This window comes from Chryseobacterium tongliaonense (assembly GCF_041224435.1).
GTDB lineage: Bacteria > Bacteroidota > Bacteroidia > Flavobacteriales > Weeksellaceae > Chryseobacterium > Chryseobacterium tongliaoense.
Map to the genome: position 1 here is coordinate 36,943 of NZ_JBGFFD010000003.1, position 12,828 is coordinate 49,770.

General features: G+C 37.7%; 12 protein-coding genes. 4 read left to right on the forward strand and 8 right to left on the reverse strand.

From position 1 onward, the window contains the following. Positions 1-254: 254 nt before the first annotated feature. Entirely contained in the window at positions 255-1,841 is a 1,587-nt protein-coding gene (locus AB8P06_RS07635; protein ID WP_369840154.1) for a patatin-like phospholipase family protein, read from the forward strand. Positions 1,842-1,878: 37 nt separating this feature from the next. Then, positions 1,879-3,129 (forward strand): HEAT repeat domain-containing protein, encoded by a 1,251-nt coding sequence (locus AB8P06_RS07640; protein WP_369840156.1) that lies wholly within the window; start codon positions 1,879-1,881, stop codon positions 3,127-3,129. 60 nt (positions 3,130-3,189) lie between these two features. On the opposite strand, the gene AB8P06_RS07645 is transcribed toward AB8P06_RS07640, so the two are convergent. Next, positions 3,190-3,720: an NAD(P)H-dependent oxidoreductase gene (locus AB8P06_RS07645; RefSeq protein WP_369840158.1), complete on the reverse strand. Its 531-nt coding sequence runs from the start codon at positions 3,718-3,720 to the stop codon at positions 3,190-3,192. A gap of 90 nt (positions 3,721-3,810) precedes the next feature. On the opposite strand from AB8P06_RS07645, the gene AB8P06_RS07650 reads away from it, so the two are divergent. Beyond that, positions 3,811-4,182: a winged helix-turn-helix transcriptional regulator gene (locus AB8P06_RS07650; RefSeq protein WP_369840160.1), complete on the forward strand. Its 372-nt coding sequence runs from the start codon at positions 3,811-3,813 to the stop codon at positions 4,180-4,182. Positions 4,183-4,234: 52 nt separating this feature from the next. Continuing rightward, positions 4,235-4,744, forward strand: coding sequence for a hypothetical protein (locus AB8P06_RS07655; protein WP_369840162.1), 510 nt, complete (start codon positions 4,235-4,237; stop codon positions 4,742-4,744). A 63-nt stretch (positions 4,745-4,807) separates the two neighbouring features. Here AB8P06_RS07655 and AB8P06_RS07660 read toward each other — a convergent pair whose 3' ends face one another. The 7 genes from AB8P06_RS07660 to AB8P06_RS07690 form a co-directional block, all read right to left on the reverse strand. After that, the gene (locus AB8P06_RS07660) at positions 4,808-5,356 is read right to left on the reverse strand and encodes a DNA-3-methyladenine glycosylase I (protein ID WP_369840163.1); all 549 of its coding nucleotides are present in this window, start codon (positions 5,354-5,356) and stop codon (positions 4,808-4,810) included. Between the two features lie 208 nt (positions 5,357-5,564). Further along, a complete protein-coding gene (locus tag AB8P06_RS07665) occupies positions 5,565-6,158 on the reverse strand; it encodes an SDR family NAD(P)-dependent oxidoreductase (RefSeq protein WP_369840165.1) in 594 nt (197 codons plus the stop codon). A 246-nt stretch (positions 6,159-6,404) separates the two neighbouring features. Beyond that, positions 6,405-7,982 carry a DHA2 family efflux MFS transporter permease subunit gene (locus AB8P06_RS07670; RefSeq protein ID WP_369840167.1) on the reverse strand — a complete coding sequence of 526 codons (1,578 nt, stop codon included), beginning with the start codon at positions 7,980-7,982 and terminating at the stop codon, positions 6,405-6,407. Positions 7,983-8,112: 130 nt separating this feature from the next. Next, positions 8,113-9,225 carry an HlyD family secretion protein gene (locus AB8P06_RS07675; protein WP_369840169.1) on the reverse strand — a complete coding sequence of 371 codons (1,113 nt, stop codon included), beginning with the start codon at positions 9,223-9,225 and terminating at the stop codon, positions 8,113-8,115. Between the two features lie 13 nt (positions 9,226-9,238). Beyond that, positions 9,239-10,561, reverse strand: a complete 1,323-nt coding sequence (locus AB8P06_RS07680; protein WP_369840171.1) for a TolC family protein — start codon at positions 10,559-10,561, stop codon at positions 9,239-9,241. Continuing rightward, positions 10,545-11,171 (reverse strand): TetR/AcrR family transcriptional regulator, encoded by a 627-nt coding sequence (locus tag AB8P06_RS07685; protein WP_007841731.1) that lies wholly within the window; start codon positions 11,169-11,171, stop codon positions 10,545-10,547. Before AB8P06_RS07685 ends, AB8P06_RS07680 begins: the two co-directional genes overlap by 17 nt. 310 nt (positions 11,172-11,481) lie before the next feature. Further along, positions 11,482-12,696 (reverse strand): tail fiber domain-containing protein, encoded by a 1,215-nt coding sequence (locus tag AB8P06_RS07690; protein WP_369840173.1) that lies wholly within the window; start codon positions 12,694-12,696, stop codon positions 11,482-11,484. Between the last annotated feature and the right edge of the window lie 132 nt (positions 12,697-12,828).

Below are 12,828 nucleotides of genomic sequence, written 5' to 3' on the forward strand. Positions count from 1 at the left end.
TTTACTTATCAATCAGGGGAAAAATACGGTGGCAGGCGATTGTTAAATATTTTATTTTTACAGGAAGAAATCAAATTCTTTTGTTTTTATTGTTAATCGCAAAGACGCAAATTAAAGAAAAATACAGGGCTTTAAGACGCAAATATTTTATCTCCGATAAAAATTGATAATCTAATAATACTGTCATTGCGAGAGAAACAAAGTAACGAAGCAATCTCATAGGAAACAGAATAAAATCCAAAACACCAATCACTATGAAAACGGATGTTCTTACTAAAATCCTGGAAGAAAATGTTCTTTCCCCGGAATCCAAGGATAAGCTTGCTGCTTTGCATGAGAATATTTCATCCAAAGAATTTTCGGATCTTCTGGATGCGGAAGGAAATCAGTATGTAGAATTTGTACAGGAAGGTGGTGGTGTCTGGGGAAGCGCACTTGTAGGGTATCTTTACGGTCTTGAAATCTTCGGAATCCGTTTTCTGAAAGTGGCAGGAACCAGTGCCGGAGCGATCAACACCATGCTTATTGCGGCGTGTAAGACCAAAGAAGAAGCTAAAAGTGAGATCATCAAAGAAATTCTTTTCAACTGGAATTTTGCCGATTTCATGGATGGAAAACCTTATGTGAGAACGACTATTCATGCGATGCTCAACAATAAGAACTTTCTGAAAATAAATGCGATCATTGCAGCAGTAATTATGATCATTCTGGTCATTATCCCTTTTGCAACGCGTTCGGAAACCACTCTCAATACCAAGCTATTGTTCCTTGTTCCATTAATTCCCATTATTATTGCATTTTTCTGTCTGAAAAAGTTTTACAATGATTTCCGGAAACAGAACAGCGGACTTAATCCCGGAAACACTTTTTTAAATAGCATGAAAGGTGTTCTGGACGGTTTCGGAATCAAAACGGTAGCCGATCTCAATGAAAAATTCGTACAGAAAGGATTACAGCTCAACCTCAACTACCGCTACGGAAACGGTATGGAATATTATGCCATCGCTTTAAACAGCATTGAGGAAATTAAAGTGAACAACCTCGAGCACATCGATCAAACGAGATATAAAATATTCTACGACAGCGCAGTTAACAATGATTACTACAAGCAAAATCCTTTTTATTTGTTAAAGTCCGAATACATCGTCATCACAACCGATATTAATGCTAAGATAAAGGTTGAACTGCCTACTATGGCCAATTTATACTGGTCTGAAGAAGAACTGAAGCACATCAGCCCGGCCGAATTTGTGCGTGCGTCAATGTCGGTTCCTTTCTTTTTCGAGCCTTTTCAAAAGAGAATTGACAGGGATGCCGACTCAGTGAAATACGCCTGGAAATTCTGGATGAATACCAAACCTGAAGACATCTACCCTGCCGGTGTTTTTATTGATGGCGGAAGTATCTCCAATTTTCCGATCGACCTGTTTCATTCTGCCGATGTTTTTTATCCGAGAATGCCTTTGTTTGGGGTACAGCTGACGAGTGATTCGGAAATCAGTTCTGAAAAAGGAAAGACCAGCGAAGAGATCATGAAAACCCCTTTCTCCTACGCCGGAAATATTATTGGTACACTGAAAGGTTTTAATGATAAATCTTTCCTTACCAAACATACTTTTTACCATCTTTACAGCATCCAGACCGTGAATTGCGGAACCAGCGACTGGCTTAATTTCTTCATGAAAAGAGAAGAGAAAGAAGATCTTTTTAACAGGGGATTTCAGGCTGCGCTCGATTTTCTCAATCAATTTGACTGGGAAAAATACAAATCCGAAAGAATGATGGTTTCTATGAAAGAGAAAAAGATTCTGAAGGAAGAAGATACGAAAACCGTAGGCTAAGGAAATTTGAGTATTTTAGCTATTCTTATTACGAAAAATGAAAAAATTAATTGCCATAGTCTTTTTAACAACCTTTATATTTTTATCAGCGCAGGAAAAAACGGTAAAAGAATTCAGAAAAGATTTTGAAAATGCTGTAAAAACGGATCTAACTGAAGACCAGCTTAATCATTTATTTCAGAATTATCCCCTTATTTTAACGCCACACAGTGATACGACACAATTGTTTTCAAGGTTGGAAGGGAATACTCCAAACGATTATTCTATGTTGAGCTTTAAAGATGACAATTTGTATAAACAAAACATTGACAAGTTGATCGGATCTGACAATCAAAATAAAAGAATTCTCGCTTATTTACTGATTGCATCCACTCAGGATCAGTCAAAAGAGCAAATCCTGCTGGAGAAAATTAAAACAGAAAACAGCAAAGGTACTCTTCTCTGGTCAGGAATGGCTTTATTAAGCTTAAAGACCAATCATACCGATGAGCTGTTCGATTTCCTGGTGAAAAATGAAGACTTTGGTGATGCTCACATGCTTCCCATGTATTTCAAGCTGAATAAGGATTCTTTAAGAAACACTGCCTACAAAAAGATAGTCAGCAACGATGAAAAATCAAAGATTTTAGCAGTACAGATGTTGTCTATGACGGAAAACAATCCTAAAACAGAACAGCTGGTAAAAGATGCGGTAAAAAACTGGGATATTAATCTTAAAGGATATGCCATTTATACGCTGGGTGAGCTTCAGATGTCTGATCTTCTCAATCTGGTTCAGCCTTTTCTAAATGACGATAAAACGAGAAGAATTTCTTTGATCGCTTTGGCTAACAGTCCTACAAAAGCAGACAGGGAATATCTGATTTCGCAAGTCAATAATAATAAAAATTTTGACGGAGATGCTATGAATGCCCTTTTCAATTCTAAAAACCCTGAAAATCTTAAATTCTGGCTCAATATCATCCAGGAAAAACAAAAACCAAAAGACTACTACTTTTTCACTTATGACCAGCCTTTGCTTGCAAGTGATGAAATGCTTGAACCTTTGCATGCAGCCCTTCAAAATACAAAAGACAAAGATGTTTTAGCCGAGTTGGTAAGAGCTTTAGAAAAACGGTCTGATGACAAGAGCGTCAATTTAATGCTGGCTCTTCTTAAAAGCCCACATTCAACGGTGCGCTATTGGACTGCTGAAACCATAAAGGACAATCCTAATCCCGCACTGCAATCTAAAGAGAATCAAAAGCTGATCAAAAAAGGATTGGAGGATGGTAATTCTGTCGATTAGAAATTGAGAGTTATTAATTGACAAACTTCCCATCGTTGAAAGAAAAATTCTAATAAAATTTTACAGCTCATCAATAAACTCCAGGTACATCGGAATACTTCTTTCAATCCATTCTTCCGAAGCATTGAGCTCGATTCCGTAATAGACAAATAAGTTTTTGTACTCTGCTTTTATATACTCAAAAGTCAGCTCAAAAGGTTTTGTAAGCTCTTCCATTGTGTATTTATATTTTCCGGAAGCACTGTACCCGTCTTCATCAATTCCTGCTGTGATTGCTAAAGCCATTTTCTTTCCGCCGGCTTTATAACCGCTTTTACTTCCGTAGGCCCAACCGTATGTAAGCACCTCATCAAACCATTTTTTCAGAAGTGGCGGACTGCTGAACCAATAAAAAGGAAACTGGAAAATAATTTTATCATGTTGCTCTATTAATTCCTGTTCTTTAGCAATATCAATTTTTTTATCAGGATAAGCTTTATATAATTCATGAACTGTGTATTTTTCAGGGAACCGGGCCAATTCATTTAACCATCTTTTATTGATTAAGGAGTCTTCGATATGGGGATGAACAGCAATAACTAATGTTTTCATTTGATTAAATTTCTAATGCAAAAATAATATTCGTAACTTACATTTTGTACATTAGCATCCTATTGTATGGTACTATAAAAAAGGTAAGTAATGACTAAAATAAAGGAAACCTCCACGAATTTCGCCAATAAAAAAGCATTATCAGATGAATGTCCGGAAGTTTATGCTTCCAATATCATCGGCGGACAGTGGTCTCTGGCCATATGCTGCTATCTGATCAACGGAAAGCTCAGGTTCGGAGAATTAAGAAAACAGCTTCCGAATATTACTGAAAGAATGCTTACCCTTCAATTGCGAAGACTGGAAGAAAATAAAATCATTTCACGCACTGTTTATGCTGAGGTCCCGCCACGAGTGGAATATGAACTGACCTCTGTTGGTCATCAGCTGGAACCCCTTATCAAAGAATTGGAAAAATGGGGAAAGGCGCATCGGGAAATTGTAAATACTGCAGATAGTTAAACATTTTTTTGTATTTTTAATCACGATCAAACACACCAAATAAATCAATAATATGAAAAATTTATTCCCTTTTCTATCTTTACTTTTTATCATCATTTTCGGAAACGCTGTACAGGCTCAGAAAATCTCTGACGGACAAACGATTGACGTCAATGGAATGAGTGTTACTTTCAACATTTTAAACAAAGAAAGTGTGCAGGCAGGAGGCAAAACTTTTGACCGCTATAAAGTAGCCGCTACCGTAAAAAATACATCCAATACGTCATATAATGTCAGATTATCGTCTTACCCTCAGATCGTCAACAATATCGGACTTGTAGAACTGGATTGTATGAATGCAACCGGAGCTAAGCTGACTTCCAAAAAAATTCAGCTGAAAATGAAGGCCCAGATGATCAATGTAACCTATTCTGCTTATGACAAATCCGGAAAGTTTGTTAGCAGCACCATTCCTGTAACGGGAAGCTATTACTTTGATGCAGGCGATACCATCAACGATGATGCTATTTTTATTGTTCCTCAGGGTGAAAAACCGGATGTATCGGTGAGAAGCCTGAAGTAATTCTTTTCATCAATACATTTTCTTCTACATTATAAACAACACCCGAACTGAGGAAAGAAGCCATTATTTTTTCCACATCGGCTCGTGCTTTAAAACTGTTGTGTAAACAGAACAGCTTTCAGAGTGGGCTCCTTTCAGATATCCGATGCTCATTAAAAATTCATTCACAATCTCACCACCGGTAAATTTGAATGTCTTTTTAAACAATTTCATCCATTCTTGTAATGTTTTAGGATGATGATGCTCCAGCCATTTTTCAAAAGACCCGAATTCTTTCTGAAGCTGGAGAACGGTTTTCGCATTCTCAATAGCAGCGTTTATTTTTAGCTTATTCCTTATAATTCCGGCATCATTCAGCAGTCTTTCTCTATCCTGCTCGGTATAGCCGGCTATTTTCTGAATGTCAAAATTATCATAAGCCATCCTGAAGCTGTTTTCTTTCCTTAATATTGTTTCCCAGCTCAATCCGGCCTGATTGATTTCCATGATCAGCCTTCCGAATAATTCATTATCATCATGAATCGGAAATCCGTAATGATTGTCGTGATAATTTTTATGAAGCATTTTTCTGCTTTCAGGCTGCATATTTTCTATAACTGAACAATAACTCATTTGAAAAGGTTTTCGGTTTTGGTTAAAAATTTGTCTAAAGCGTCTTTAATGGAAAGGTGGTTTGCTCTTTTCATGTTACAAATATAAGGGGTGGTAGTGACAACTGTTAGTCAGTAGGAGAAAAGTTATGAGTTATAAGTTATAAGTTATGAGTTGAGAGTTGAGAGTTTAAAGTTATTACTGAATTTGATTTTCCGGGTGCTAATTTCTAATTTCTAGCCTCTAGCTTCTTAATGGGCACCATCGAGTGAACAGCCTGCAAAATCGGTTTGTATTCCTCCGGAGCAACTACTTTTACTTCCATTCCAAACTGCGCCAGCTCATAGCCTATAGATTCTGAAAAACCGTCAACGGCAAATTTTGTAGCACTGTACACGGAGGTCGGAAATCCCATAATCCCGAAACCTGAAGTAATGTTGATCAGAATACCATTCCTTTTTTCTCTGAAATAAGGAGTAAAAGCTTTTGTAATCCGAATCACACTCATCAGATTGGTTTCGACCTGTTTTTTGATCTGTTCATCGGTAAATGTTTCCAAAGGGTCAATTAACCCGTATCCGGCATTGTTCAGAACAACATTGATATCATAACGGCTGAGAACATAGGTAATAATTTCATCAAGCTGTTCTTTATCGGTAATATCCATTTTCAGGACGGTTACGTTTTCGAGTGCTGTAAGCTCTGCTTCGCTATCCGTATTCCGCATGACAGCAATAACGTTCCAGCCTTTGCTTTGAAATAATTGAGCAGCAGACTTCCCTAACCCGGATGAAGCTCCGGTAATGAAAATTGTTTTTTGCATTTTTATTGAATTATGATAATGCAAAATTCTTTAGAAATAAGAAATTAAAAGTAGCCGTATTGAGTATGATTGTAGCTATTTTGACGAATTGAAGCATATTTGATCCAAATCTTTACACTAAATTATCTTTTTTTAAACCATTAAGAGATAGGTTAAGAGGTTAAGGATATTAAGAAATTTTACTTAAACCCGATTGAATAAATACAATAAAAAAACCCTGAAATTCAGGGTTTTTTTATTTAAAATTTAGTGCATGGCTTCACTCAAATCTATTTTTTCTTTACTTTTCCGTTCTTTTACAAATAAGATAAACGGTATACAGATTAGGAAAGCAACTCCCAAATAAAGGAAAACATCCATATAAGACAGTACCGTTGCCTGTTTGGTGACCGACAGATCGAGCATTTTATAAGCAGCATTCAGTGCACTATCCGGAGTCATTCCTTTCGCAATAAAATTAGCTTTTAAAGCCGCCAGTCTCTGCTGAACCTCAAAGCTGTCACTATCTAGATGGGTAATAAGATTCACCCTGTATTTCTGGCTCGCATTGGCAATAAAGGTAGTAATCGCAGCGATCCCGAAAGATCCGCCCAGCTGTCTCATCATCCCCGTAAATGCAGCTCCCTGACCAATTTCCTGGCCTTTTAGAGTACTTAGGGATAAAGATGTGATCGGTATGAACAAGAGTCCTAATCCGGCTCCTCTTACGATCAGCATCCAGAAAAAGGCATCTTTACTGGTATCAGGTGTAAGGATCTTATACCCCCAGAAACTGTAGATAAAAAATATCAATAGTCCCAAAGAGACAAGGATCTGCTGTTTTGCACCTCTTGAAAGCAGTCTACCGATAATCGGCATCATGAAAGCTGTCGTTAAAGCTGCGGGAATCATTAATGCTCCCGATTGCAAAGCCGTCCAGCCTAAAACACTCTGCGTATACAACGGAACAATAAAGGTAGATCCGTACAGACCAAACCCTAGTACAAAGGACATAGCCGTTCCGATCCTTAAATTACTGTTCTTTAAAACCCGGAGTTCTACAATCGGATATTTGAAGGTAAGTTCCCGCCAGAGGAACAGGATAAATCCTAATACCGCTGTTATGGTGAAAGTAACAATCATTCCGCTGGCAAACCAGTCTTCTTCATGACCTCTTTCCAGAATAAACTGTAATGATCCTACTGTTATAGCCAACAGGGCGATTCCCAGCCAGTCGACATCGGAGACTTTCCGCTTTTCTGCATATTTCGGACTTTTTACAAACTGTAATGTCATCAATGTTGCGGCAATACCAATCGGAATATTGATATAGAAAATATACGGCCAGCTGAAATTATCAACGATATATCCACCCAGTGGCGGACCTAATGTAGGGCCGATAATTACTCCCAGACCATAGATCGCCTGTGCCATACTTCTTTTTTCAATCGGATAGGATTCGGTAATAATCGTCTGTGAAGTTACCAATAATGCACCACCACCGATTCCCTGGCATAATCTGAAGAATACCAGTTCCCAGATATTGTCGGCATTTCCGCATAAAAATGAAAATATGGTAAAGATGATAACCGATGCTGCAAAATAATTTCTACGCCCGAACTGCTGTGAAAGCCAGCTCGTCATCGGTACAATGATTACGTTCCCGATGGCATAAGCCGTAATCACCCAGCCCACTTCGGAAAGTGTAGCTCCGAGGTTCCCTTTCATCTCGTTCAGGGCAACGTTCACAATCGTGGAGTCCACAATTTCCAACAGAGCACAAAGAATCGCCGTAATCGTAATGATTACTCTTCGGGCTCCATATTCTACTAATGAATCTTGCATAGTTTTTTCTTATGTAAAAAAGTGAATTGTCAATGGTGAATTAACTTCGTTGTCATTATCTTCTGCATTTTACAATTCACCACTGACTTGCTTTTGCAAACTGACAATTCACTTATTCACAACTTTAATATTATTTTAGAGAAACTTCGGCTTTCACATTCATTCCTGTTCTTAATCTTTTAGCGATACCCGGATCCAGTTTTACAAAGTCGATTTTCACGGGAAGTCTTTGTACCACTTTTACAAAGTTACCACTTGCATTATCCGGAGGAAGAATTGAGAATGTAGCTCCGGTTGCAGGAGAGAATGAGCTTACCACTCCTTCAAATTCCTGATCAGGGAAGGCATCGATTTCAATTTTTACTTTTTGTCCTTCCACCATTTTATCTACCTGAGTTTCTTTGAAGTTGGCCACTACCCATTTCTGATCGTTTTTAACAACGCTGAACAACTGGGCACCTGCCTGCAGATATTGTCCTACCTGAATCGGAACTTTTCCTACAAATCCGTCTTCAGAAGCAACGATGATGGTATAGGAAAGATTCAGTCTTGCATTTTCCACGTCTACTTCTCTCTGTTTAGCTACAGAGCTTGCTACACTGATCTGTTGAGAGCTTGCTGCTGTTTGTGAAGAAGCAATACCGGTCTGCTGGGCAATCTGGTTTCTCTGGTCTACAAAAACTTGTAATTGTTTGTCTGCAGTCTGTTTTGCTGCCAAAGCCTGCTCATATTGCTGTTCTGTAATCGAGTGATCTTTTACAAGGTTTGCATATCTTTTTAAATCCTGGGAAGTTTTCCAGACATTTACTTTTGCCGCTTCTATCTGAGCATTTGCCGTTGCTACTGCTGCTTCTGAACTTCCGATATTTTTAGACGTTGCCGTAGTGGAAGCCTGTGCGGTAGAAATATTGCTTTTTGCTGTAGATAAAGCTGCTTCAGCCTGTTCCAAAGCCATTTTCTGATCTCTGTTATCTAAAATAACCAGGGTATCTCCTTTTTTTACAAACTGGTTATCTTTTACTTTTACCTGTGAAACATATCCTGAAACTTTAGAAATAACAGGACTCATGTTTGAAGCAATCTGAGCATCGTCAGTTTCTTCATGGGTCTGCCCGTAAGAATAAGCTCTGTACCCGTAGATTCCGCCTCCTATTAATACAACGGCTAAAATGATAGGGAAGACTAAACTTTTTTTCTTTTTTGGTTCCAAGTTTTCTGATTGCTGTGTTTTATTATTTTCCATTATGGTAGTATTCTTATTTAATTGTTAAAGTTCCTGTAGTTTGTAATAATTTTCTGTAAGCTAATGCTGCGTCTGCTTTTGCATTAATCACTCCTACATTTGCTGAAATCTGTGCGGCATCTGCATCCAGGAGCTCCGTCATGGTTGCCAGTCCGTTATCAAATTTATTTTTGGTGATCCTATAGTTTTCATTGGCCTGGGCAGCTGATTTTTCAAAAACGGCAATTCTCTGTTTTGAATAATCTGTGTTTTGATATTCCCTGTTTACATCAAGCTTGATATTATCATTCAATAATTCATTGGTTGCTTCAAGCTGTTTTTCTCTTGCCTGAGACTGTCTCAGAGATGAGTTTTGTTTCCAGAGATTGGCCAGGTTATACTGTATTCCGATCCCAACATTGACTGCGTTATAAATCGTTAAGAATTTTGGAGCATCTGCTGCGATATAACCGCCGGTTAAAGCTACAGTAGGATAATTTTCAGCTTTTGCCGCTTTGCTTCCCAGTTGAGCCGCTTTTCTCTGCTGGCTTAAAGCCTGTAAATCTTTACGGTTCTGCTGTGCTTCGTTTACATAATAGTCTACAGGTTTGGTATCCTGGGTTTCGTCAATATAATTAGGATCAACTTCCAGCTCGGTCGTTTCAGGAATTCCCAATAAAAGATCCATATTGATATTGGCAATATTATAATTGTTTTTGGCTTCCAGTAACTGCAGTTCTATATCTGAGGTCTGAAGATTGGCTTTTAAACGGTCATTTCTCGCGATCAAACCATTATTTTCCATTTTAAGGAAGGTTTCGTCTCTCTTTTCGGAAGCAACAAGGTTTTCCTGTAAAACTTTTATTGCCTGATTAGCTTTGAAAAGGTTATTATAAGCCTGTGCCACGTTGTAAGCAATGGCAATCTTATCATTTTCCGTGCTCAGTTTTGAGGCTTCTACAAGATATTTTGCAGACTCAATCCCGTATCGAATTCTTCCTCCCGAATATAAAGGCATGGAAAGGCTGGCCTGCCCCAGGAATACAGATTTAGGAGCTGCCATTTCACCACCGCCACCTGATCCTGATTCTCCAAGAAATTTCAGGTCTACTTTTGCATTCGTTAAACGCATATAACTTCCTGAAAGTTTAAAATCAGGGAGCTGTCTATTTTTTGCTTCCAGAAGATCTGCTGTGGCCTCTTCTATTTTGGCTGCATCAATCTTAAGGTTTTTGCTGTTCTGGATTCCCAACTGTACCGCTTCATCGAGGCTGAGCTGTTTTTTCTCCTGAGCATTTGCACTTATAATTCCTGTCAAAAGGGAAAGCGCAATAACTGAATTATTTATTCTCTTCATAACCCAAAAGGTCTTTTAGTAAATATTTTATATGTTTATTAAGTTCTGTGTAGTATTTTTCGTCAAAAACATCATCATCTTCAGTATCATTCAAGAATTCCTTGTACATTTCCCTTGCATTGGACGCATAAAACAATGTTCCGCTTACCGTGGCATGAAGCAGGTAAATGGGAGGATTTTTCGTGAAAATTCCTTTTTTCAGGCCACTTTCCAGTATCTGTGAATACATAGAGATAAAGCCCATTTTTGTTTGTTTAAGAAATTCCAGCATTTGTGGATTCTCTGAGTGAAGCTGCTCGCGCTGCATGATTCTGTAAAAACATTTATGGTTTCTAACTCTTCCTGCAAACTGATCTACTATTTTTTCTATTTTTTCCCATTCATTGATATCGGTTCTCTCTATAGTGTCTTTTGAAAAAAACTGCCCTTCATTCATTCTGTATTCCACCAGTTTCTCATACAGCTTTTCTTTTGAACCGAAATAATAAGAGATCATAGAAATATTTACATTCGCCGCCTTGGAAATTTCCCGGGTGGAAGTTCCGTCAAAACCTTTCTCGGCAAAAAGTTTTTCTGCGGCAAAAAGTATATTTTCTTCTTTTGAAATCATATCACTTCTATTTTTCAGGCTGCAAATTTACACAAGATTTTAAACAAATCAAACGATTGATTGATTATTTAATATATTTTTAATCTTAGTTAATATAACTTTCTAAAAATCAACCTATTTTAATGTAACAAAAAAAATGAATCCAGCCGGATAAACTCATTATTTCAACAATAATCAGCTAATCTGGTTCACATTTTTCACACGCGAAAGTGGAATTTCGGAGGAAAAAAATAATTAAAAAACAGGAAACTCCGGCATCAGCCGGAGTTTCCTTCTTAATATAAATCTATTGAGCCAAACAATTCAATTATCAATTGGTTACGATCATTTTTTTAGAGGCAACCGCTTTTCCATTCACTACAAGATTATAAAGGTAAGTTCCGGGAGACAATGTGCGTGCGGAAACACTAATCTGCTTCTCTCCCTTTTTCACAGGAATCATCTGCATTTGTCTTCCGCTAAAGTCATAAATGCCTATTGATGCATTTCCATCACCTGCATTAAATTTAATTACAGTTTCCTGATTGAATGGGTTCGGTGCATTCTGTTCCAGAGAAACCGTTGAGGAAGCCGTCTGGTTTTCAAGATTTGAAACTTTATTTCCTGAAAGTGCATTTATTTTTTCTTCCAGTGCTTCCATTTTACTTTTAAGATCATTGATTTCGGATTTTTGCTCTTTAAGCTCATTCAATAATAACGGAATAAATTCAACATAATTAAGCGCATAGTTTCCTTTTTCATCTATGCTTACCAGATTGGGAAATTGTTTTTCCACTTCCTGAGCAATAAATCCGAAATGTACTTTATCTTCAGTTCTGTTTTCACCCTCTTTTTTCTTGAATGTATAGGAATACGATTCAATATTAAGGAGATTAGGAGAAAGGCCCTTTAAAGGTTTAATATTATCTTTTAATCTTCTGTCTGAAGTGGAGATAAATGATTGGGCTCTTGCTTCCAGTGCTGCCTGAAACCGGCCCATTACATATAATTCATTATTTCCATTCCCTAAAACCGTAACACCACCTGTAGCAGAGCCGTTACCACCGTTTAAGAAATTTAAGTAAGCAACACCCTGGATAGAATTCATCACTGTTCCGTTGCCAAAACTCGGGCTTGAATAAAGAACAATACCTGAAGATTTCACATTTCCCAAATTATCGTTGTACACAATCCGGTTTTCGTTCACTGAATTGGATAGAGACCGTAGTCCGAACACTCCGCCAATACTTAACCAGTTAATCAGCACCGGATCTACTGGTGGAATGATGTTGGTTACCCGACTATATACTTCGGTGATATTAGCAACATTCGTCCCTGAAAACATAGTATATCCATGGTTAATTTTTAATGCCGAATTACCGGGACCGGAATTGATATCAAGGCGTGCGGTGGGTGCGGTATTACCAATTCCTACACTTCCGGTAGTCGTGGTGGGTGTAGTAGTTCCCGTCCATACATTTTGTGCAGAAACGGAGGATGCTACTCCTAAAAGAAGCAGGCATAAAGAAGTTGTGATTTTTTTCATGGTATTAATTTTTATTGATTGGAATTTTTTCCATTTGTCAATAAATTTACTGTGAAATAAAACTTCTTATCTTCTTAAAAAAGTAAGTGTTCACAATTACTTAGTAAGTGTCGCTATTTTCAAATAAGTGTG